Origin of the sequence: Amycolatopsis pretoriensis (assembly GCF_900107925.1) — a bacterium.
Lineage (GTDB): Bacteria > Actinomycetota > Actinomycetes > Mycobacteriales > Pseudonocardiaceae > Amycolatopsis > Amycolatopsis pretoriensis.
In genome coordinates, this window is sequence record NZ_FNUJ01000014.1 from 93,705 (window position 1) to 116,431 (window position 22,727).

Sequence of the window (22,727 nt, forward strand, 5' to 3'; positions counted from 1 at the left end):
GCGTGGACTTCGTACGTCAGGTGGTAGTCCGCGCCCGCCAAGGCGTTGAAGAACGCCGTCAGCGTGCCGATTCCCGGCTACCGGCGCACCAGCACCGCCGTCGCGAGGATGCCCGCCACCACGACCGCCGCCAGCGCCAGCATGCTGATCCCCATGCCGTGCGCGAAAGCCGCGCGTGCGGCCGGGGCCAGGTGCGCGTCCACCGCGAGCGCGCCCGCCAGTGATCCCTCCGCGGCCTCGCGTGCCTGCGGCGGCAGCGAAGCCGTGGCCGAGCGGACCGAATCCGTGTACGCGGCCGAAAGGACGCTGCCCACGAGCGCGATCCCCAGTGCCGCACCGACTTCGCGCGTCGCGTCGTTGACCGCCGATGCCACGCCGTACTGCGCCGGCGGCACGTTGTCGAGGATCGCGCTCGTCGCGGCCGGGGCCGTCACGCCGATCCCCGCGCCCAGCACGCACACCGCGATCGCCAAGGCGACATAACCACTTCCGGCGTCCAGCTGTCCGATGAGGACCATCCCGGCGACGATCACCGCGAGCCCTACGCACGTCACCGCTCGCAGCCCGAACCGGCGGACCAGCGGCGCCGAAGCCAGCGACAGCGGGAAGAGCGACACCGCGACCGGCCACAGCGCCAGCCCGGACTTCAGCGCCGAGTACCCCTGCACCAGCTGCAGGTACTGCGCCAGCGCGTAGAACATCCCGAACGCCGCGGTGAACTGGACGGTCACCGAAACCGAGCCGGCCGCGAAAGCCGCGTTGCCGAACAGCCGGACGTCCAGCAGCGGCGACGCGCGACGCAGCTCGTAGCCGACGAAGAGCGCGCCCAGCACGAGCCCGCCCGCGATCGAGCCGAGCACGACACCGCTCCCCCAGCCCAGATCGGCGACGCGCAGGATGCCGTACACCACGGCTCCGATCGCGAGGGCGCTGAGCACCGCGCCGAGGACGTCGAAGCCGGCCGACCCGCGCGAGGTCGGCACGGTCAGGCTCGCGGCCACCAGGACGATCGACAGCACGGCCGGTCCGAGGAACACCGAGTGCCACGAGAAGTGCTGCAGCAGGACCCCGGCGAGCACGAGCCCGCCGAGCCCGCCGACGCCGGCCACCGCCGCCCAGATCCCGATGGCCCGTCCGCGCCGCTGCGCCGGGAAGCTCGCGGTGATGATCGACAGCGTGGCCGGCATGATCATCGCGGCGCCGAACCCGGTGACGGCCCGGGCGACGATCAGCCACGTCGACGTGTCGAGGAAGACCGGCGCGGCGCAGCCCACGGCGAAGACGAGCAGGCCGGCGACGAGCACGCCGCGGCGCCCGTACCGGTCGCCCAGGGCTCCGGCGGGCAGCACGAGCGCGGCCAGGACCAGGGTGTAGACGTCGACGATCCAGGTCTGCTCGGGCTGGGTCGCCCCGGTGTCGGCGGCCAGCGCGGGCAGGGCGGCGTTGACGATGGTCACCATGGCGATCACCAGGCCGACGGCGGTGCACATGACGCCCACGGTCCAGGCGCGACGGCCGGTGGACAGCGCGATGTCGCCGGTGGTTTCGAGCTCCGCGCGCATGGGCTCGACGCTACGTGCGGGAACCGAGACACGGGGCGGCCGGCGGTCTCAGTTCGCGGGGAGCGCCGGCTTCAGCACGTCCTCGACGAGCGCGCTCACCATGCCCCGCGGCACCGCCGCACCCGTCAGCGCGGCGTACACCAGCGGCCCCACCAGGGCGTCGAGCGCCGCGTCGGGCCCCAAGCGGGGCGCGATCTCGCCCGCCTCGGTCGCGCGGGTCAGCAGCGCGCGCTCCTGCTCGCGCCGCGGCCCCAGATAGCGCTCCCGGAAGCTCTCGGCCGTCGCCGGGTCGTGCTGGGCCTGCGCCAGCAAAGCCAGCAGGACCTTGCCCGCCGGGTCGCGGGTCAAGAACCTCGCGAACGCCCTCAGGTACCCGCGGATGGCCTCGGCCGTCGCCTTCCCCTCCGGTACCGGGAAGCGCTTGGCGCTGTCCTCGATGAGCGTGTCGAGGAGGATCTCGACCTTCGACGGCCACCAGCGGTAGATCGTCTGCTTGGCGACCCCGGCGCGGCGCGCGATCGCTTCGACGGTCAGCGCGGCGAAGCCGTGTTCGACGAGCAGGTCGTCCGCGGCGTGCAGCACGGCCAGGCGCGCGGCTTCGTCGCGCCGGTTTCCGGAGCGCGGGCGGCGGCTGTCGGGCATGCGCGTCACCCTACCCGGCCACCCTTGACTGGACGCGACGTCTTGTCTAGACGCAACGTCGCGTCTAGTCTCGCGGTGAAGCCATTCGAAGGAGAACCCGTGTCCCCCAAGCAAGCCCTCGTCGTCGGCGCCTCTCGCGGGCTCGGTCTCGTCCTCGCCGGCGAGCTGGTCCGACGCGGCCGGCACGTCATCGCGACCACTCGCCGCGACAGCCCCGACCTGCCCGGCGTCGAGATCGAATCACTCGAGATGACGAGCCCCGTGCAACTGGCCGCCCTGCGCGAACGGCTGGCCGGCCGGAACCTCGACCTCCTCTTCGTCAACGCCGCCATCGACCGCGGGAACACACCCATCGGCGAGGTCCCCACCGACGTGTTCACCGAGGTGATGGTCACCAACGCGCTGAGCCCGCTGCGGACCGTCGAAGCCCTGGGCGACCTCGTCACACCCGACGGGACCATCGCCGTCATGTCGTCCGAGCAGGGCAGCATCTCCCTGAACACCGAGGACGGCTACGAGCTGTACAAGGCCAGCAAAGCCGCCCTCAACCAGCTGATGCGCAGCTACGCGACTCGCACGGCCGGGGACGGCCGGACCAAGCTGCTCATCGACCCCGGCCACAACCGCACGCGGCTCGGCGGCCCCGACGCTCCCCTCGATCCCGAGGAGAGCATCCCGGCGGTCGTCGACGTGCTCGAAGCCGAGGCCGGAAAGCCCGGCTTACGGTTTCTGGACCGCCACGGCGAACCCGTGCCGTGGTAGCCGCTCAGCGGGCGACGGCGTACGCCTGCTGACCCCGGGGACTCGCGGCGGCCAGGACGAACCCGTCGGCGAAGCCCGTCGCGCACACCTTGCCCAAGGACTTCTCCGCCGCCAGCACGACGTCGTGGCCGCGCTCGCGCAGCTGCTCGACCACTTCCGCCGGGCACCCGGCCTCGACGACCAGGCGGTTCGGGCGGGCCGACCGCGGCGCGAAGGACGACGGGACCTGGTCGGTGTGGAACGCCCGCTGCTCGACCGCCGCCTGGGGACGCAGACCGCCGTCCACGTGGCTGACGAAGAAGTTCAGCGTCCACTGGTCCTGCTGGTCGCCGCCCGGGGTGCCGAATGCCAGGTGCGGGCGGCCGTCCTTGGTCACCAGTGTCGGGCTGAGCGTGGTCCGCGGGCGCTTGCCCGGCGCGACCGTGTTCGGGTGTCCGTCGACGAGCAACGCCATCTGGCCGCGGGTGCCGAGCGGGAAGCCGAGTCCCGGGATGAGCGGCGAGCTCTTCAGCCAACCCCCGCTCGGCGTCGCGACGACCATGTTGCCGTCGCGGTCCGACGCGCTGATGCAGCACGTGTCGCCCTTGGCCGCCGTCAGCTTCGCCACCGCCGGGATGCCGTCGGCGAGCTGGACGCGCCAGTCCGGGTCGGCCGGGGCGGGCAGCGGCGGCTCGGGGAACCAGCCGTCCAGGCCCGGGCGAAGTGAACCGCACGCCCGCTCCCCCACCAGGTCACGCCGGGCGGCGGCGTACTCGGGATCGAGCAGCCGGTCGAGCGGGACGTCCGAGAACGCCGGGTCGCCGTAGAAGGCTTCCCGGTCGGCGAAGGCGAGCTTCGCGCACTCGACGACCGTGTGCAGGTGCTCGGCGCCGCCGTGGTCCATCGCCGCCAGGTCGAACCCGTCGAGCAGGCCCAGCTGCTGCAGGAACACCGGGCCCTGTGACCACGGGCCCGCCTTGTGCACGGTGTGGCCGCGGTAGTCGCCCGCGAGGGCCGGCTCGATCGTGGGCCGCCAGGACGCCAGGTCGTGGCCGGTGAGCAGGCCGCCGTTGCGGCGGCCGGTGCAGTCGAAGGGCTCGGCCGTGGCCAGGTACTTGTCGATCGCCTCGGCGACGAACCCCTGGTAGAACACGGCGACGGCGGCGTCGATCCGGTTCTCGCGCCCGCCCGGGGCGGCCTCGGACTCGGCGAGGATCCGCCGGTACGTCGCCGCGAGGGGCCGGTTGCGCAGCCGGGCGCCGGCCCGGGGCGGCCGTCCGTCGGGCAAGTAGACCTCGCCGGACGCGGTCCACTCCTCACGGAAGAGCGGTTCGAGGACCTCGATCATGTCGGCGGCCTTGGGCAGCAACGGAAAACCGTCTTCGGCGTACGCGATCGCCGGGGCGAGCACCGTGCCCAGGTCGAGCCGGCCGCGGTCGCGCAGCAGCCGCAGCCACGCGCCGAACGCGCCGGGCACGACGGCCGGCAGCAGGCCCGAGCCGGGGATCGCGTCGACGCCGCGGTCGCGGAACGCCTGGGGTGTCGCGGCTTCCGGCATGGGGCCCTGGCCGCAGATCACCTCGACGTCGCCGGTCGCGCCGTCGTGGACCAGGATCGGGACGTCGCCGCCCGGGCCGTTGAGGTGCGGTTCGACGACCTGGATGACCAGCGCCGTCGCGACGGCCGCGTCGAACGCGTTGCCGCCGAGGTCGAACATCGCGGTGCCGGCGGCCGAGGCCAGCCAGTGCGTGGAGGACACGGCCCCGCGGGTGCCGAGCAGTTCGGGTCGGTCGAGCACGTCAGCTTCCCTTCTCCGGGTCCGGGTCGGCCAGCTCGCCGGCCCCGGCCGGCAAGACGGCCCCGGACACCGACGCCGACACCGGCCGGCCGCCGTCGACCCGGACCGAACAGTACAAAGTGGATGGACGGCCCTGCTCCCGGCCTTGGCGCAGCGTGAAGTCGTGGACGCCGTCGCCGGTGAGCCACCCCGCCTCGACGAGCCAGACGCCGAGGCCGAGCGCGGCCGAGGAGCACGCCGGGTCCTCCGGCATGCCGTAGCCGGGCGCGAACAGGCGGCCGTGCGCGGTGTTCGTCGCCGGGTCCCAGCTGAACACGAGCACGTCGGCGAGGTCGGCGGCGGCCATGGCCGCGAAGTCGGGTACCGCGGCCGCGACGGCGTCGGCGCGCACCGGCAGGAAGTGGAACGCCGGGCCGAAGCCGCACGCGGCGGGAAGGGCGCCGTCGGCCGCGGGGGCGGGCAGGCCGACGGCGCCGAGCAAGGTCCCCGGGTCGAGCGGTGCGCTCTCCAGGGGGTCGTTCGCGGTGATCTTGCCCGCCTCGGCGGACACGTCCAGGGGCAGCCGCTTCGGCCCGCACTCCTGCACGACGCGCCCGGCGGGCACCAGGCCGAGCCGCGCGAGCGTCACCGCCGTGCCGACGCTGGAGTGGCCGCCGAACGGCGATTCCGCTTCCGGCGTGAAGACCCGGACGCGGTAGTGGGCACCGGTCCCGGTGGGCGGCAGGACGAACGCGGTCTCGGTGTGGTTGATCTCGCGGGCCAGCGCCTGCATGCCCGCGGTGTCGAGGTCGCCGGCCTTCGGGACGACGCCGAGCGCGCTGCCGGCGTAGACGTGGTCGGCGAACATGTTGACGATCTCGTACGCGGGCATGCTGTTCCTCTCAGGACAGATCGAGCGAGTCGAGGACGCGCTCGTCCCCTTGGTAGGGCTCCGATTCGCGGGGCCAGTGCACGACCAGGTCGGTGAAGCCGAGGTCGGCGAACGTGCCGGAGGCGTCCGCAAAGGACTGCGCGGAGTCCAGCACGCCCCCGACGGTCGCGCCGGTCACCAGCAGCTTCCCCGCCGACGCCGGGTCACGGCCCGCCGCGACGCACGCGTCTTCGAACGCCCGGAGCTGGTCCTTCAGCTCCGGCACGACCAGGTCCCAGCGGCGGGCGTCGAACCGGCCCGGCGCGCCAGCGGTGAGCCACGTTTCGCCGTACCGCGCGGCCAGGCCCATCGCCTTCGGGCCGGTCGCGGCGACGGCGAACGGCACGTGCGGCCGCTGCACGCAGCCCGGTTCCATCCGCGCGTCCACGCAGCGGTAGTACTGGCCTTCGTACGACGTGAGCGGCTGCCGCAGCAGGAGTTCCGTCAGTTCGAGGAACTCCGCGAACCGCGCGGAGCGGCTCCCGCCGGGTGCGTCGCCAAAGACACTTTCGTCGTATCCCCCGGCCCCGGAACCGACCCCGCAGATCAAGCGGCCGCCGGAGATGTCGTCGAGCGTCATCAGTTCCTTGGCGAACGGCACCGGGTGGCGGAACGTCGGCGTCGCGACGAGCGAGCCGAGCCGCATCTTCGAGGTCACCCCGGCCGCGGCGGTCAGCGTCGGCAGGCAGCCGAACCAGGTTTCGTCGCGCAGCCAGCGCCACATCAGGTGGTCGTAGGTCCAGGCGTGGTCGAACCCGAGCTCTTCGGCGCGGCGCCAGCGGTCCCGCGCGGCGGACCAGCGCTGCTCGGGCAGCAGGACGATGCCGTGGCGCACGGCTCAGTCCGCCGGCGATCCGGCGGCGCACGCGGCGACGTCGGCGAGCAGGCCGACGAACCCGGCCTCGCAGGAGCGGACCTCGGGACTGGTCAGCTCCGCCGGCGGGTCGGCGGCATCGGACACGGAGTCGACGCCGTTCTCGGACACGTCCACCGCCACGGCGTTGAGCCGCCGCAGCAGCTGCGCGACGACGTCCGGCAGCGACGTCGGCGCCCGCAGCGTCATGAAGTAGTTGTCGTAGACGGCGCCCAGGACGTCCGGGTGGTGCGTCTCGGTGGCGCCGGTCGAGTCCTGCAGCAGGGACCGGCCACTCGGCACGAGCTTCGCGGCGATGCCGCCGTGCACCCGTTGGTAGAAGCCGACTTCGTCCCGCAGTGCCTTGACCCCGGGCGAATCGTCGTTCGGCAAGCCCTTGCCGCGGTAGAGGTCGCGGACCGGGGCGAAGTCCGGCGCCCAGGTGCCGCTGAACCCGCGGTGCTGCAGGAACATGCTGGGCCGGATGACCTCGTGGTAGACGTCGATCGGCGTCGAGCTGGTGTAGAGCAGCATCGCGCTGAAGCCGCGGGTGAACAGGGCCGCCGAGGCCAGTGCCGCCTCGCGGTCGCGCTCGCCGCGCTCGGCCAGCGCCAGTTCGCGGGCGACCAGCTGCCACAGCACGAACGTGACCTGGTGGCCGGTGATCCAGCGGAACCAGTAGAGCCGGTCGGACGACTCGACGGGTTCGACCGCGCCCGGGGCACCGCCGCGGGAGAGGTGCTCCAGGTGCGTGCACAGGCCCGCGAACCGGGAACACGGCCCGTCGCCGCCCGGTTCGGTGCCCGCGTCCGGGATGGTCAGCGGTTCGAGACCGTAGGGGAAGTCGCCGAAGTCCCACCCCTCGCGCACGGGGACCTCGGTCAACACGGGGACGGTCATCACGCGGCCTCCGGAATCCAGGTGAATTCGTATTCCAGGCCGTTCACGTCGAACGCGTAGAAACTCTGCACGCCGTCGGCGTCGGTGACGATCTCCGTCGCCGGCTCGTCCCGGGTGAAATGATATCGACCGGATTCGTACAGCTTTATCCAGTGCCGCTGCCACGCGTGTATTTCCGCGGGCGAGCCGACCTCCATGCAGACGTGCTGGAACTGCGCGTTGCCGGGGTCGGGCGCTTCGGCCCCCTCGCCGGCGCGCTCGAAGAGGTGGAACCGGGTGCCGCCGGCCCGCAGCTCGACGAGCTTCACGATGCCGGGCAGCCGGCTCGTGGTCAGCTCGGAGAACTCCGCCAGGGACCAGTTTTCCTTGCAGCCGAAGAAGTCCTGGTACCACGAGACGCAGTTGTCCAGGTCGGCGGTCTGGATGCCCAGGTGGTGGAACGCGGCCGCGCGCAGCGGGGCGAGACGGGGCGACTCGAGGGTCGCCACAGCGTGCTCGGTCATGGTCGCCATCCTTTCTTCCGGCGCCGGGCGAACATTCCCAGACGGCGCCTCGAGAGTGGCCTCGATCGATCAGCGGGGGCAGCTGCGAAATCAACCGCCCGATCTCCTTCGAGCCTACATTGGTTGCCGTCGGGAAATCAAGTTGGTGGCAAAAGAATCTCGATTCTCCCTTAAGTCCGACGCGATCCTCAAGTACGATCGGGAGACATGAGCGAAGACCAGTGGACGAAAATCGACACCTACACCTCGACCCTGATGGTGGAGCACGACGCCGCCCTGGACCTCGCGGCCAAGGCGAGTGCCGAGGCCGGGCTGCCGGAGATCGCGGTGGCACCCAACCAGGGCAAGTTCCTCCACCTGCTCGCCCGCACCCACGGCGCGCGCCGGATCCTCGAGATCGGCGCGTTCGGCGGCTACAGCGCGATCTGGCTGGCCCGCGCGCTGCCCGCGGGCGGCACGCTGACCACGCTGGAGGCCGAACCGTCCTTCGCCGAGGTGGCGCAGCGGAACATCGACAACGCGGGTCTGTCCGATGTGGTCGACCTGCGCGTCGGCAAGGCGCTCGACACGCTGCCGGCGCTGGCGGGCGGCGAGCCGTTCGACTTCGTGTTCATCGACGCCGACAAGGCGAACATCCCGGAGTACTTCGGCTGGGCCCTGAAGCTGACCCGCCCGGGCAGCGTGATCGTCGTGGACAACGTGGTGCTCGACGGGCTCGTCGTGGAGGCCGACAGCCCCAACCCGGCGGTCCAGGGCGTGCGGCGGTTCAACCAGCTGGTGGCCGACGAACCCCGCGTCACCGCGACGACCGTGCAGACCGTCGGCAGCCGCGGCCACGACGGGTTCTGCCTGATGCTCGTCGAGAGCTAGGAAGCCCACGACCGGAGGGCCTTCCCGCGCCGCGGGGAGGCCCTCCGTCCATTCCGGACCCACGTCAGAGCCGATCGGGGTTGATCAGGTCCGGGGCGGTCCAGCCGTCGAGGTCGTACTCGGCCAGGCACTGCTCGGCGAACCCCTTGTAGCCGTCCACCTGCCCGGACATCTGCTGCGCGGTGAGCATCTCGATCCGGACGTTCTCGTGGTTGCCCGAGAAGTTCCGCTCGTAGAGCTCGTTGCGGCCGGCGAACTCGGTGCCGACGGAGTCCCAGATCAGCTTCATCAGCTTGACCCGCTCGACGGCGTCGTAGCCCGACGAACCCCGCACGTACTTGTCGAGGTAGGGCCGCAGCTGGGGGTTCTGGAAGTCGCTCGCGTGCGAGTTCAGGTAGATCAGCGCGCTGCCGAGGTCCTGGTGGATGATCTCGCGCACCCGCGGGTAGCCGATCGTCATGAACCAGCGGTAGGCCATGCCGTAGTCGAGCTTCGGCAGCAGCGCGCCGTCCTTCCACGGGTCGGGGTTCAGCGCCATCGCGTCACTCAGGCCCCAGAACATGTTGCGCCACGCGAGGACCTCGCCGATCCGGGTCTGGATGCCGCGGAAGTCCTTGGTGCCGGTGACGTCGACGCCCTTGAGCAGCAACCCGGCCAGGAAGTCCAGCTTGACCGCCAGCCGCGTCACGCCGTGGAACGTCGAGCGGTTCAGGAACCCCGACGCCGACAGGAAGGTCGCCGCCTTGGCCTGGTCGCCGTAGACGAAGACGTTCTCCCACGGGATCTTCACCTTGTCGAGCACGAAGATCGTGTCGTTCTCGTCGAGGCGGCTCGACAGCGGGTAGTCGAACGGGCTGCCCATCGTGTCGGCCTGCAGCGCGTAGGACGGCCGGCAGATCAGCTTGAGCCCCGGCGAGTCCATCGGCAGCGTCGCCACGAGCGCGAACTCGCGCTTCTTCACCGGCAGCCCGTAGTGGGCGATGAAGTTGCCGTGCGTCAGCGCGGACCCGGTCGCGACGACCTTGGCTCCGCTGACGACCAGGCCGTCGTCGCGTTCCTCCTCGACGTGCACGAACACGTCCCCGACGTCGTCGGCCGCCTTGTGCCGGTCGACCGGCGGGTTGATGATCGCGTGGTTCCAGAACAGGACCTTCTCCTGCGCCTCGGCGTACCAGCGCCGGGCGTTGCCCTCGAACTCGCCGTAGTAGCCCGGGTCGACGCCCAGGGTGGCCAGGAAGCTCGCCTTGTAGTCCGGGCTGCGGCCGAGCCAGCCGTAGCTCATCCGGGCCCACTCGGCGATCGCGTCCCGGTCGCCGAGCAGGTCCTGTGTGGACTTCGGGGCGCGGAAGAACTTGTGCGTGAACCCACCGCTGCCGGTGTCGGTCGGCGTGGTCAGCACGTCCTTCTTCTCCGGATCGTGCAGTGCGTCGTAGAGCCGGGCGGTCATCCGCGCGGTGTTGCGGAACGCCGGGTGCTTGGTCACGTCGTCGACGCGTTCGCCATACGCCCAGATCTCGCGGTCGTCGCGGATGCTCTCCAGGTACTCGTCCCCGGTCATCGGCCGGGTCGTCGTCTCGCTCACTTGCCTGCCTCCCATCGGTGCGGCGCCGCGAAGGGCTGCGGCGCGATCGGGTCGTCCAGCGACCACGACCAGTGCGGTGCTTCGGGTTCTTCGGCCAGGCGCGGGAACTCGCCGCCGAAGAACAGCAGCGGCCGCCCGCCGGCCAGGTCGAGGCCGGTCACCTCGCCCACGTGCAGCACGTGGTCGCCGCCGTCGTAGGCGCGCCACGGCGTGCACTCGACGTGCCCGACCGTGCCCGCCAGCCGCGGTACCGGCGAGTCGAGGTCGGCCCAGGGCACGGCGTCGTCTTCCATCGGCTTGCCCGCGAAGTGCAGGGCGACGTCGCGCTGGTCCTCGGCCAGGATGTTGACGACGAACGGGCCGTCGCCGAGGTGGCCGACCGAGCGGCTGCGCCGGTCCAGCGAGACGAGCACGAGCGGCGGGTCCAGCGACACGGACGTGAACGCGTTGACGGTCGCGCCGCGCACCAGCTCGCCGCGGCGGTAGGTCACGACGGTGACACCGGTGGTGAAGTGGCCGAGGAAGGCCCTCAGCCGGGCGCGGTCGAACGCCGGGGCGGTCGTGGTCACGGGTTTCCTCCTTCGGTGGCGTGGTCGACGACATCACGCAGGATGGCCGGGCCGTCCTCGGTGAGGAACGACTCGGCGTGGAACTGGATGGTGGCCAGCCGCGGCCCGCGCAGGCCGATGACCTGGTCGTCGAGGCCGCGCACGACCTCGGCGGGTGCCCGGCCGGGCACGGCGACGCGGTCGTCGGCGGTGCGCGCGGCGAAGCTGTTGTAGAACCCCACGGCCCGGCGCTCGCCGTCGATCGTCACGTGCGCCTGGCGCCCCTGGTTGGGCCGGGCGAGCCGCCGGACGGGCAGGCCCAACTCGGCGCAGAGCACCTGGTGGCCCAAGCAGACGCCGGCCAGGGGCCGCCCCGAACGCAGCAGGTCCGCGGCCATCACGCGCAGCCGGCCGACCTTCGCGCCCTCGACGTCGTTGGGATCGCCCGGCCCGGGGCCGAGCAGCACCAGGTCGTGCTCCGGCAGCTCGCCGGCGTCCCACGGGACGGTCGTCACCGCGCAGTTCACCGACTTCAGCTGGTAGGCCAGCATCGCGGTGAACGCGTCTTCGGCGTCGACCACCGCGATGCGCACCCGCGAGCCGCGGCCGGGCCGGGTCCCGTCGAGCCAGAACCGGGATTTCCCGCTGTTGCGGGCTTTCAGCGCGGAGCGCACCTCGTCGGACGACGTGGGCGGCGGGGGCGTCGCGGTCTGGCGGGCCTCGCCGGAGAGCGACTTGAGGACCGCCGACACCTTCGCCGTCGTCTCGGCGGCTTCCGACAGCGGCGCGGATTCGCGCACGATCGTCGACCCGGCCGCGAGCCGGACGTCGCCGTCCGGCGAGATGTCCGCGGTGCGGATGAGGATCGCCGAGTCCAGCGAACGGCGGCCGTCGTCGTCGCTGCCGACGAGCCCGATGACGCCGCTGTAGTAGCCGCGTCCGTTGGGTTCGTAGCGGCGGATCACCCGGCACGCGTTGACCAGCGGGCTGCCGGTCACGGTCGGCGCGAGCAGCGTGTGCCGCAGCACCTCGGTCAGCGGTTTGCCGGTCTCGCCTTCGAGGGAGTACTCGGTGTGCGCCAGCCGCGACATGCGCCGCAGCCGCGGCCCGGACACCCGGATGCCGCGGTCGCAGAGCTCGGCCATCATCTTCAGTTCCTCGTCGACGACCATGCAGAGCTCGTCGGCCTCCTTCTCGTCGTGGAGGAACTCGAGCAGGCCGTCGACGTCGGCGCCGCCTTCCGGGTAGCGGTAGGTGCCGCTGATCGGGTTCATCGTGACCGTGCGGTCGAACAGCCGGACGTGCTGCTCCGGCGTGCTGCCCAGCAGGTAGCGCTCGCCGGTGAAGACCAGGAACGTCCAGTACGCCCCGGCCTCCGCGCCCAGCAGGCGCTTGAACACCGCCCGCGCGACGTCGTCGTCGAAGCCCGGGAAGCGGCCGCGCAGGCTGCGGGAGAGCACGAAGTTCGCGCCCTCGCCGGCCCCGATCTCGTCGTCGAGGATCCGCTCGACCGTGCGGGCGTACTCGTCGTCGCCGAGGTCGAACGCGCGGTCCTCCAGCGGCGGGGCGCGGTCGGGCAGCGCGGCCAGGGTCTCGGCGACCGTCAGCGTCGCCTGCGCCTCGATGTCCATCACCTGCAGCGGGACCTGGTCGTCCGGGCAGTCGTAGCCGCGCTCGGCCAGCTGCCGGTACGGGAGCAGGACCAGCTTCGTGTGCCGGCCCCGGCCTTCCCACGACCCGTCGTCGAGCGTCAGGTCGGCCAGCCGCCCGGCCGTGCGGACCGGCCCGGAGACGACCTCGACGTGGTCGCCGCGGCCGCTGCCGGGCCGGTGCAGGATCGCGTACGGCGACCCCGCGCGGATCGGCAGCGGGCTCACGCGACCACCGCGCCTTCCAGCTCCCCGACCAGCGCGGACGTCGTGGTGGCGACCGCGCAGTTGCGCGCGGCGTAGTCGACGGCCAGCCGGTGCTCGGCCGGGCCGAAGTCGGCGACCGCGTCCGCGACGAAGAACGTCTCGAGGTCGTGGGTGAACGCCTCGACCGCGGTGATCAGGCACCCGACGTGGGCGTAGATCCCGCAGACGATCAGCTGGTCTCGGCCGGCCGCGCGCAGCCGGTCGAGCAGGTCGGTGCGGTGGAACGCGCTGTAGCGCCACTTGGTCAGCACGAGGTCCGCCGGGGTCGGGGTCAGCTCGTCGATCACCTGCCGGTCGGCCGGCGTGGCCTTCATGCCCGGGCCCCAGATGTCCCGCAGCAGCCCGCGGTCCTCCGGCGTCATCGAACCGGGCTGGGCGGTGTAGTACACCGGGATCCCCAGCCGGTCCGCGGTTTCCCGGGCCCGGACGATGTTCGCGACCAGCGTCCGCCGCAGCGCGCCGTCTTGGGCGTAGAAGCCGACGAAGTAGCGCTGCATGTCGTGGATCAGCAGGGCCGCGCGGCCCGGGTGGGGCCGCCAGCCCGCGGTGCTGACCGGGACGGTCGTGGGCAGGTCGTACGGTTCGATCGTGATGCCGCTCATCAGGCCTCCTTCAGCTCGTTCAGACGGCGCCCAGCGCCGCGCCGCCGTCGACGAGCAAGGTCGCCAGGGTCACGTGCCGGGCTTCGTCGGACAGCAGGAACGCCACGCTGCGGGCGACGTCCTCGGGCGATCCGATGCGCCCCAGCGGGATGCCCAGCCGGAACTGCCCGGGGTCGCCGTCCAAAGTGGACTTCGACCCGGTCTCGTCCGTCCACATGGACCGGAGCATCGGGGTGTCGGTCGAGCCGGGCGCGACGACGTTGCAGCGGATGCCGAGCGGGGCGAGGTCCAGGCCGAGGCTGTGGGTCAGGCTCGTCGCGGCGGCCTTGGACGCGGCGTAGGCGGCCATGTGGCTGCGCGGCACCCCCGCCGCGTTGGACGCCACGGTGACGATCGAGCCGTCCTTCCGCGAAGCCATCCGGCGGGACACCGCCCGGCAGACGTGGAAGACGCCGGTCGCGTTGACCGCGAAGGTCGCGTTCCAGTCCTCGTCGGACAGTTCGGCGACGCGGCCCATCCGCAGCACGCCGGCGACGTTCGCCAGGCCGGAGATCGGCCCGAAGCCGTTCTCGACCCGCTCGACGGCGGCGTCGACCTCCGCGCTGGAGGTGACGTCCACGGTGTAGGTGTAAACGCTGCTACCCGCGTCCAGCAGCGGCTTCGCGACGTCGGTCAGGGCGTCCTCGTCACGGTCGAACAACGCCAGGGTGTGCCCGCGCTCGGCGAGCAGGGTCGCGGTGGCGGCACCGATGCCGCTCGCCGCGCCGGTCACCAGGGTCACGGTCATGACGCCAGCTCCGTCCTCAGTTCGCTGGTGGTCTCGGGCTGCCAGTGCGCGGTCAGCGCGACGGCCTGGGTCAGGTTCAGCCGCGGGTCGCACAGCGTCGTGTAGCCGGGCCCGCGCGACGCCGTGATGCCGGCGCCGTGGCACTCCGAGATCTCGCTCGGGGAGGCCTCCATGTGCAGCCCGGCGCACGCGCCGCCTTCGACGGTGACGATCCGGACGAACTGGCGCAGCTCGTTCATGATGTCCTCGAGCCAGCGGACCTTGAGCCCGTCGTCGGCGACGACGGTGTTGCCGTGCATGGGATCGCACAGCCACAGCACCGGGTGCCCGGCGGCCCGCACGGCCCGCACCAGCGGCGCGAGCTGCCCGATCCGGGCCGCGCCGAACCGCGGGATCAGCGTGAGGCGCCCGGGGGTGCGGAAGGGGTCGATCCGGCCGCACAGCTCGAGGACGTCTTCGATCGACGCCTTCGCGCTGACCTTCGCGGCCACCGGGTTGACCACAGTGGACAGCAGGTGCACGTGGGCGCCGTCCGGGCGTCGGGTCCGCTCGCCGATCCACGGCCAGTGCGTGGACGCGAGGTAGCGGCGGCCGCCCGGCATCCCGCGCACCAACGGGACCTCGTAGTCGAGCAGCAGGGCTTCGTGGCTGGTCCAGATCCGCTCGGCCGGGTCGGCGCCGGAGCCCCGGCCCAGGCGCCCGATCGACGCGCGGACGTCGAGCGCGGCCCGGTGCGCGGCCAGGATCCGGGCCGGATCGGGGGTGCGGGCTTCGGCCGTCGGCTCGGGGCTGTTGACGATCGGGCCGCGGTAGACCGGCAGCTCCCGGCCGTCGACCTCCTCGACGTTCGCCGAGCGCGGCTTGGCGTACTGGCCGGCGATCCGGCCGACCTCCAGGACCGGGCGGCCGGAGCCGACGCGCATCACCTCGGCGAGCGTGTCGAGCATGCCGATCTTGCGGGCGACCGCCCGCACGCCGGTGTCGGCCGGGTCCTCGGCGCAGTCGCCGGCCTGCAGGACGCAGAACTCGCCTTCGGCCGCGCGGGCCAGCAGGGACCGCAGCTGCAGCACCTCGGCGGGGCCGACGACGTCCTCCCGCTCGGCGAGGGTGTCGCGGACCTCGGCGAGCTCCGCTCGGTCGGGCCACTGGGGTTGCTGGGCGGCCGGGTAGCCGGTCAGGGTCTCGGCGCCCGGATCGGGGGTGCGGTGCAGCACCGGACGGGCACGTGCGGGCAGCGTCTTCCTCATCGCGCATTCCTTGCTGGAGAGGGAAAATCGGGAAAGAACGGGGGCGAGGCGGCCTCAGCCGGTGAATTCGCCCGTTTCACGGAAATAGGAGATCATTCTCGTGAACACGGCCGGGGTGATCTCCGGCCAGCGCAGGCCCAGCCGGGCCAGTTCGTCTCCGGTGCGCTCGTTGGCGTAGGTGTTGTCGCCGATGTCGAGCGCGCCTTCCTGGTAGAGCGGGGCCATCGCGGACAGCGGGTTGGCGCGGTCGGCCAGTGCGGCCCGCCACTCCCCCACCGGGATTTCCTCGAGCGGGTACCCCAGTTCGCGGATGGCCCGGTAGACGACGTCGAACGTCTTGATGTCCGGGTTGAACAGGTGCCACGTCCGGTTTTCCGCGGGCCGCGCCGCCGCCAGCCGGACCAGGGCGCGGCCGACGAAGTCGACCGGCAGCAGGTCGGTGTCGTGCTCCTCGGGCGGCGGGACGACGCCCAGCTCGAGGAAGCTCTTGACCTGGCGCCACAGGAAGTCCTCGGTCTGCAGGGCGCCGGTCTCGCTGTCGCCGGCGATCCGGCCGATGCGGTAGATCGTCACCGGCACGCCGCGGTCGCGGGCCAGCCGCGCGACCTCCTCGGCGACCCACTTGCTCTGCGTGTAGCCGATGGTGAGGTCTTCGGCGTCGTCCGGGACGTCGGCCTCGGTGATCGGCTCGGTACGCGGCTTCGGCGAGAACACCGCCACGGTCGAGGTGTAGTGCACGGGCTTGACCGGCCCGGCCGCCGCGAACTCGACGACCCGGACCAGACCGTCCACATTGGCCTGTTTCACCGACGCGTAGGGCGCGACGAAGTTGATGTGCGCGGCCGTGTGGTGGATCGTCCCGACGCGGTGGGCCAGATCGTCGTAGTCCTTTTCGGACAGTCCCAGCCGGTCGGCGGCGAGATCGCCCGGTACGGCCGTGACGCGGTCGCGGTCCAGGAAGTTCCCGATGCCGTAGCGGTCGGCCGTCTCGGCGATCCGCTTCCACGCGCTCTCGGCGTCCGGCGCGCGGACCAGGCAGTGCACCCGGTTCGTCGTCTCGGCCAGCAGCTCGCGCAGCAGGTGGATGCCGAGGAAGCCGGTCGCGCCGGTGAGCAGGACGTCCCCGGCGGTCGCCGGATCTCCGGTGGCCCGGATGTGCTCCGGCAGCTTCACGTCGGCGCGCAGGTCGACGCGGCCACCGTCGTCGGTCCCGGCCACCAGGGCGTCGATGCGCGCGGCCATCCCGCCGACGGTCGGGTCGTCGAACAGCGTCCGCAGCGGGACGTCGACGTCGAACCGCTTGCGCAGCCGGTACATCAGCTCGGTCGCCAGGATCGAGTGCCCGCCGGCGGCGAAGAAGTCCTCGTCGAGACCGACGGCACCGGTGCCCAGCAGGTCCGTCCACGCTTCGGCGACGGCCAGCTCGGTCGGCGTCTCCGGCGGCCGGGACGAGCCCGCCGGGCCGGGGTCGAACAGGTCCGGCAGCGCCTTGCGGTCGATCTTGCCGCTGGGCGCGATCGGCAGCGCGGCGAGCCGCACGAAGTGCGACGGCACCAGGTAGTCCGGCAGGGAACCGGACAGCGCGGACCGCACCGCGACCGGGTCGATCTCGTCGTCGGTGACGAGGTAGCCGGCCAGCCGCCGGTCCCCCGCGCCGAACGCCACCGCGGCGACGGCGGACGCGCGGACGCCGGGCAGCTCGTTGAGCGCCGCTTCGACCTCGGCGGGTTCGACGCGGTAGCCGCGGATCTTGATCTGGGTGTCGGCGCGCCCGAGGTAGTCGAACTCGCCGTCGCGGTCGTAGCGGACCAGGTCGCCGGTCCGGTAGAGCCGCCCGAACGGCGTCTCCACGAACCGCTCGCGGGTCTGCTCGGGCAGGCCGTGGTAACCGGGCGAGAGCAGGTCGCCGCCGAGGTACAGCTCCCCCGGCACGCCGGGCGGGACGAGCCGGCCGCCCTCGTCGAGGGCCAGCATCGACAGGCCCCCGATCGGGCCGCCGATCGACGGCGCCTCCGGCCACCCGGCCGGGTCCCCGGTCAGCTCGTGCGCGGACGCCAGGTGCGTCTCGGACGGGCCGTACATGTTGAGGAACCGGATCTCCGGGCGGCGGGCGAAGAATTCGCGGATCTGCGGGGTGATCACCAGCTGCTCGCCGACGGAAGCGACCTCGGCCAGGTCCGGGAACGGCTTGTCCTCGGCCACGGCGGCCAGCTGCTGCACGGCGACGTACGGCAGGTACGTGCGCGAAATGCGGTGCTCGCGCAGGAAGCCGGTCAGCCGGTGCAGGTCCTTCTGCAGGTCTTCGTCGATCAGCACGAGCGTGCCGCCCGCGCAGAGCGTCCCCAGGATCTCCATCACCGAGACGTCGAACGACAGCGTCATGTACTGCAGCGTCCGCCCGGTCGCACCGACCGGCGAGGTCCGCCGCATGTACTCGACGAGGTTGGTGACCGTCGCTTCGGTGAGCACGACACCTTTCGGCCGGCCGGTGGACCCGGACGTGTAGATCACGTAGATCTCGTCGTCGCCGCTCTTCAGCCGCCCCAGATCGCTTTCGTCGCCGGCTTCCGGCTCCACCGACTCGAGCACCAGCGCGACGCCGGAGTCGGCCAGCATGTACTCGATCCGCTCGGCCGGGTAGGACGGGTCGACCGGCACGTACGCCGCGCCCGCCTTCAGCACGCCCAGCAGGGCGACGACCATCTCCGGCGACCGCGGCACGTGGATGCCGACGCGGTCGCCGCGTCCGACACCCTTCGCCCGCAGGTCCCGGGCCAGGCGGTTGGCGCGGCCGTTGAGCTCGCGGTAGGTCAGCACGCGGTCGCCGTGCTCCAGCGCGGGCGCGTCCGGCGTGACCGCGGCCTGGGTCTCGAACAGCTCCGCGACCGGCCGGCGGGTGGTGTCCTCCGGCGGCGGCGCGCACCAGTCCAGGACTTCCCGCTCCTGCTCCTCCGAGAGCAGCCCCAGCTCGCCGACGGTGCCGCCGGGGTGCGCGGCGAGGGCGTCGAGCAGCCGGACGTACCGGTCGCCGAACGCCTCGACGGTCTCGCGGTCGAACAACGCCGTGTCGTACTCGAACACCCCGCGCAGCGCGGAGCCGTCCTGCTCGACGATCAGCGACAGGTCGTACTTCGAGCTGCGGCTGACGTAGAGGTCGAGGTCGGCGTCGAGGCCGAGCCGGTCCAGGGCCGCCCAGTCGGAGTCCGGGAGCACGAACATGGTCTGGAAGACCGGTGCGTGGCTCGGGCTGCGCGGCGGGTTGACCCGCTCGATGACCTTCTCGAACGGCGCTTCCTTGTGCCGCAGCGCCTCGGTGACCTCGGTGCTCGCCTGCGCGTACAGCTCCCGCAGCGGCAGGTCCGCGCGCACAGTGTGGCGGAAGACGACCATGTTGACGAAGTAGCCGAGCATGTCGGCGGTCTCCGGCAGGTCCCGCAGCGAAACGGGACTGCCGACGAGCAGGTCGTCCTGGCGCGTGTGCAGGTGCAGGAACGCCGCGTAGGCGGCCTCCAGCAGCATGAACAGCGTGACGCCTTCGTCGGCGGCGAGGCCGCGCAACCGGTCGGTCAGCTCCGGCGGGAGGTCGAACCGGACGATGTCGCCGCAGTGTGACTGCTCCTGCGGCCGCGGCCGGTCGGTGGGCAGGTCCAGCAGCGGCAGCGGGCCGGCGAGCCGGTTCTCCCAGTGCGCGAGCAGCTCCGCCAGGCGGTCGCCGCGGACGGTTTCCCGCTGCCGGCGGGCGAAGTCGCGGTACTGCGGCCGGGGTTCGCCTTCGTCGTAGGCGTCCCCGGCGAGCGCGGCGTGGTAGCGGGTGAACCACTCGGTGAGGAACACCCCGGCCGAGGCCGCGTCGAAGACGATGTGGTGGATGCTGCACACGACGTGCGCCGGCCCGTCGGGCTCGACCGCGCAAACGACCTTGACCAGCGGCCCGGCGGCCAGGTCGAACTCGGTGTCGACCACGTCGGCGACGACGTCGTCCAGCGGACGGGCCTCGCTCAGTTCGACGACCGAGAAGTCGCACGACGGTTCCGCGCCGACGTGCTGGCGGACGTCGCCGTCCGCCGCGGAGAACGTCGTGCGCAGGATTTCGTGGCGGGCCAGGAGCGCGCGGAGGCTTTCGTGCAGCACGCCGGTGTCGAGCGGCGTCTTGACGGTGAACACGAACGGCGCGTTGTAGGCCGCCGGGCGCGGTGAGTACTGGTCGATGAACCAGATGCCGCGCTGGCCGTAGGACGCCGGCGCGGGACCGTCCGCCGCGGTCGCGGTGAGCCCGGGCGGGCCACCGCGCAGGTCGTCGATGTGCCGGGCCAGGTCGGCGGGATCGTCGTGCCGCCGGACGTCCTCGGCCCCCAGGGTGACCCCCAGCAGCGCACTGAGCAGCCCGGCGAACTGCTCGTGGCCGGCCGCACCGTCGGCGGTGACGCCGGAGCGGGTCCGGCGGATCACCGACTCGAGTGGGTTTTCCATGGTGTCAGTACCTCTCCGATCATCGCGGCCCCCCGTGCGTCGGTTCGGTCTGCCGGCTCAGCGGGCGGGTGCGCTCGCTCGCAGCGACTCGATGTGCTCGGCGAGCCCGCGGACGGTGCCGTGCCGGAACACGTCTTCGGGGCGCACTTCGACCGCGAAGACCGACTGCAGCCCGGATGCGAACTTCACGAAGTGCAGGGAATTGCCGCCGTGGCCGACGAACGGGTCGGTGGCGGAGTAGTCGTCGGTGCCGATGGTGTCGCGCCACATCTGCAGGATGACCGTTTCGAGGGGGTTGGCCATGGGTTGCTCCTTTTCTTCCCGGGACCGGGCGCGCGGGTCGTGCAGTGCGGCCCGGTCGATCTTTCCGTTGAGGTTCGCCGGCATCGCGTCGAGCCGGTGGAAGTCCGAGGGGATCATGTGGTCCGGCAACGAATCGGCGAGCTGCGCGATCAGTTCACCGGCGCCGATCTCCTGCCCGCTCCAGGTGGTGTAGAACGCGACGAGGCTCTTTTCGTTGGCCTCGTTGCCGAACGCCTTGACGACGGCGTGCTCGACGTCGTCGAAGGACTTGAGGGCGAGCTCGACGGCGCTGGTCTCGACGCGGAACCCGCGGATCTTGACCAGGCTGTCGGACCGGCCGACGAGCACGACGTCGCCGTCGGGCGTCAGCCGGGCCAGGTCGCCGGTGCGGTAACGCGTGCCGTCGTCGATGAACTTCTCCGCCTGCTGCCCGGGCAGGTCCAGGTAGCCGTTGGCCACGCCGAGGCCGCCGATGACCAGCTCGCCGGTGTCACCGGGCGGGCACGGCTTCAGGTCGGCGTCGAGCACGTCCATCGTGACGCCGGCCAGGGGCTTGCCGACCGGCACCCGGTCGAGGTCGCGGACCGCCGGCGTGACCGGGTACAGCGACGAGATGGCGGAGTTCTCGGTGCAGCCGTAGCCGTTGAAGATCGCGGCGCCGGTGTTCTCGGCGGCGGTCGCCAGGTGCGCGGGCGACGGGAAGTCGCCGCTGACCATGATCACGCGCACTTCACGCAGGACCTCGAGTTCGTTGTCGACCAAGAGGTTGAACAGGCCGCACGGCAGGCTCAGCGCACTCACGCCGCGTTTCTTGATGACGTCCCGCAGATCGGACAGCGACGGCAGACCCGGCGGCAGCAGGACGAGCTCGGCGCCGTTGAGCAGGCTCAGCCAGAACTCGTTGCCGGAGGCGGCGAAGGAGAACGCGGCCAGCTGCACCAGGCAGTCGTCCGGGGTGATCGTCAGCTTCGGGTCGGCGACCGCCAGCCGGGCGAGGCCGCGGTGGGCCAGCCGGACGCCCTTGGGCCGCCCGGTGGACCCGGAGGTGAACAGGACGAACGCGTCGTCGCCGGCGGCCGGGGCCGCGGGCAGGTTGCCGTCCTCCTGTGAAGCGCTTTCCCCCACCAGGTCGGCGACGTGCGCCTGCCGGACCGGGAGGTCCGCTTCGGCCAGCGCCGGCTGTCCCTGGTGGACGACCGTCCGCAGGCCGGTCGCCTCGACGATGTGGCGGATCATCCGGGCCGGGTAGGCCGGGTTGAGCGGGACGACGCACCCGCCGGCCTTGAGGACCGCGAGCAGGGTGACCACGAGGTCGGTCGAGCGGTCCAGGAAGAGCCCGGCCGGGGCGCCGTCGCGGACCTGCATCATGCGCAGGGTCCGGGCGAGGCGGTTGGCGCGGGCGTTCAAGTCCGAATAGGACACTTCGGGGCCGTCGCCGCTCAGCGCGGTCCGATGTGGATGGCCGGCGGCGGCGCGCTCGAACAGCCGCGGCAGCACGAGTTCTTCGCGCCCGGCCGGATTTCCGTCGACGGGCATGGGGTCCCCCTGTCGGGATGCGCCGCGCACGGCGGCAGCAATGATCAATTAGGACAAGATGATTTCTTTTCAGCAACCAGTATGCAAAGTGCCCCGAGGACTGTCAACCCGCTGGAAATCGTCGAATGCTCAAATAACCGAGGGTCGCGTTTATCCGCTGAAAACGATTACCTGAGAAAATGGTGAAATGCCGTGAATTCGCGCGCGAACGGTACCGGCCGTGCCGGGCCCTGCAACTCGGGCCCGCGAATCCCTTGTGGATTGACGACAGTCGGCGGTGCGTGCTGCTCCGATCGGCGGATGGCGCCACCGGGGACGCCGGCGTGCACGCCGGGTGACATCGCCGCGGGGGCGTTTGGGCACCGCGGCGCCAGGGCATCCGCCACACGGTGTGCACGTCTGGGGGCCGGGCGTGACCGGCGCGGCTCAGACGTCGCGGAGCGGGAAAGGCTGGGGTGTGGAGTGCAAGGAGTCGGCGACCTTCTGGCAGAGCTCGGCGAACAGGCTCGCCTCGCCCGCGCTCAGCGCCGAGCCGGCGACCTTCGCGGTCTCGCGACGGCCCTGAGCTGCGCGCATGAGGAATTCTTCGCCCTCTTCGGTCAGCGACGTCGTCTGCTCGCGCCGGTCGGTGCCGCGCGAAGCCTGCTCGATGAGGAACTGGTCCTTGAGCACGCGCAGCAGCTTGGACGTGCTCTGGCGCGAGATGCCCAGGGACTCCCCGATCGCCGAAGGCGTCATCGGGCCGTGGATCCGCAGCGTCTCCAGCACGTCGTACTGCGACCAGGTGATCTTCTCCGGGGTCGCGCGCGTGCGCCGGGCCACCAGTACGCACTGCAGGTAGGACAGCGCGTTCTCCAGTTCGCCGGGACGGCCCGGCGGGGCGGTCGGGGAACCGTGGAACTTCGTCATTGCCCACCTCAGCTTTCGAGGGAAAGCGCACTGCGATCGGAAGATCAG

General features: G+C 71.9%; 18 protein-coding genes. 2 read left to right on the top strand and 16 right to left on the bottom strand.

The window, feature by feature from the left end; all coding sequences use genetic code 11:
* Nucleotides 1-77 precede the first annotated feature (77 nt).
* A complete protein-coding gene (locus tag BLV96_RS44015) occupies nt 78-1,562 on the bottom strand; it encodes an MFS transporter (protein ID WP_086678501.1) in 1,485 nt (494 codons plus the stop codon).
* 48 nt (nt 1,563-1,610) lie between these two features.
* Complete coding sequence (locus tag BLV96_RS44020; protein WP_086678500.1) at nt 1,611-2,204, bottom strand: TetR/AcrR family transcriptional regulator; 594 nt, start codon at nt 2,202-2,204, stop codon at nt 1,611-1,613.
* A gap of 99 nt (nt 2,205-2,303) precedes the next feature.
* On the opposite strand from BLV96_RS44020, the gene BLV96_RS44025 reads away from it, so the two are divergent.
* Nucleotides 2,304-2,966 carry an SDR family NAD(P)-dependent oxidoreductase gene (locus BLV96_RS44025; RefSeq protein WP_208608494.1) on the top strand — a complete coding sequence of 221 codons (663 nt, stop codon included), beginning with the start codon at nt 2,304-2,306 and terminating at the stop codon, nt 2,964-2,966.
* Between the two features lie 4 nt (nt 2,967-2,970).
* On the opposite strand, the gene BLV96_RS44030 is transcribed toward BLV96_RS44025, so the two are convergent.
* The 5 genes from BLV96_RS44030 to BLV96_RS44050 are packed head-to-tail and all read right to left on the bottom strand — an operon-like array spanning nt 2,971 to nt 7,909.
* Nucleotides 2,971-4,743 (bottom strand): gamma-glutamyltransferase family protein, encoded by a 1,773-nt coding sequence (locus tag BLV96_RS44030; protein ID WP_086678498.1) that lies wholly within the window; start codon nt 4,741-4,743, stop codon nt 2,971-2,973.
* A 1-nt stretch (nt 4,744) separates the two neighbouring features.
* The gene (locus tag BLV96_RS44035; RefSeq protein WP_086678497.1) at nt 4,745-5,614 is read right to left on the bottom strand and encodes a PhzF family phenazine biosynthesis protein; all 870 of its coding nucleotides are present in this window, start codon (nt 5,612-5,614) and stop codon (nt 4,745-4,747) included.
* A gap of 10 nt (nt 5,615-5,624) precedes the next feature.
* Nucleotides 5,625-6,488, bottom strand: coding sequence for an LLM class flavin-dependent oxidoreductase (locus BLV96_RS44040; RefSeq protein WP_086678496.1), 864 nt, complete (start codon nt 6,486-6,488; stop codon nt 5,625-5,627).
* Between the two features lie 3 nt (nt 6,489-6,491).
* Entirely contained in the window at nt 6,492-7,406 is a 915-nt protein-coding gene (locus BLV96_RS44045) for a hypothetical protein (RefSeq protein ID WP_086678495.1), read from the bottom strand.
* On the bottom strand, nt 7,406-7,909 hold the full coding sequence (locus tag BLV96_RS44050; protein ID WP_143051124.1) for a VOC family protein: 504 nt from the start codon (nt 7,907-7,909) through the stop codon (nt 7,406-7,408). Before BLV96_RS44050 ends, BLV96_RS44045 begins: the two co-directional genes overlap by 1 nt.
* Before the next feature lie 207 nt (nt 7,910-8,116).
* Between BLV96_RS44050 and BLV96_RS44055 the strand changes: the two genes are divergently transcribed.
* Nucleotides 8,117-8,779 carry an O-methyltransferase gene (locus BLV96_RS44055; protein WP_086678494.1) on the top strand — a complete coding sequence of 221 codons (663 nt, stop codon included), beginning with the start codon at nt 8,117-8,119 and terminating at the stop codon, nt 8,777-8,779.
* Nucleotides 8,780-8,843: 64 nt separating this feature from the next.
* On the opposite strand, the gene BLV96_RS44060 is transcribed toward BLV96_RS44055, so the two are convergent.
* The 9 genes from BLV96_RS44060 to BLV96_RS44100 all read right to left on the bottom strand — a co-directional run bounded on the left by BLV96_RS44060 (nt 8,844) and on the right by BLV96_RS44100 (nt 22,679).
* On the bottom strand, nt 8,844-10,337 hold the full coding sequence (locus BLV96_RS44060) for a 4-hydroxyphenylacetate 3-hydroxylase family protein (protein WP_244180948.1): 1,494 nt from the start codon (nt 10,335-10,337) through the stop codon (nt 8,844-8,846).
* 20 nt (nt 10,338-10,357) lie between these two features.
* Entirely contained in the window at nt 10,358-10,930 is a 573-nt protein-coding gene (locus tag BLV96_RS44065; protein ID WP_086678492.1) for a flavin reductase family protein, read from the bottom strand.
* Nucleotides 10,927-12,786: an anthranilate synthase family protein gene (locus BLV96_RS44070; RefSeq protein WP_086678491.1), complete on the bottom strand. Its 1,860-nt coding sequence runs from the start codon at nt 12,784-12,786 to the stop codon at nt 10,927-10,929. The genes BLV96_RS44065 and BLV96_RS44070 overlap by 4 nt, the downstream gene beginning before the upstream one ends.
* Entirely contained in the window at nt 12,783-13,427 is a 645-nt protein-coding gene (locus BLV96_RS44075) for an isochorismatase family protein (protein ID WP_086678490.1), read from the bottom strand. The genes BLV96_RS44070 and BLV96_RS44075 overlap by 4 nt, the downstream gene beginning before the upstream one ends.
* 19 nt (nt 13,428-13,446) lie before the next feature.
* Nucleotides 13,447-14,214, bottom strand: coding sequence for a 2,3-dihydro-2,3-dihydroxybenzoate dehydrogenase (locus BLV96_RS44080; protein WP_086678489.1), 768 nt, complete (start codon nt 14,212-14,214; stop codon nt 13,447-13,449).
* Nucleotides 14,211-15,461 (bottom strand): 3-deoxy-7-phosphoheptulonate synthase, encoded by a 1,251-nt coding sequence (locus BLV96_RS44085; protein ID WP_086678488.1) that lies wholly within the window; start codon nt 15,459-15,461, stop codon nt 14,211-14,213. Before BLV96_RS44085 ends, BLV96_RS44080 begins: the two co-directional genes overlap by 4 nt.
* Before the next feature lie 54 nt (nt 15,462-15,515).
* Complete coding sequence (locus BLV96_RS44090) at nt 15,516-19,931, bottom strand: non-ribosomal peptide synthetase family protein (RefSeq protein ID WP_086678487.1); 4,416 nt, start codon at nt 19,929-19,931, stop codon at nt 15,516-15,518.
* Nucleotides 19,932-19,988: 57 nt separating this feature from the next.
* The gene (locus BLV96_RS44095) at nt 19,989-21,770 is read right to left on the bottom strand and encodes a non-ribosomal peptide synthetase (RefSeq protein ID WP_086678486.1); all 1,782 of its coding nucleotides are present in this window, start codon (nt 21,768-21,770) and stop codon (nt 19,989-19,991) included.
* A 426-nt stretch (nt 21,771-22,196) separates the two neighbouring features.
* Nucleotides 22,197-22,679 (bottom strand): MarR family winged helix-turn-helix transcriptional regulator, encoded by a 483-nt coding sequence (locus BLV96_RS44100; protein WP_086678485.1) that lies wholly within the window; start codon nt 22,677-22,679, stop codon nt 22,197-22,199.
* Between the last annotated feature and the right edge of the window lie 48 nt (nt 22,680-22,727).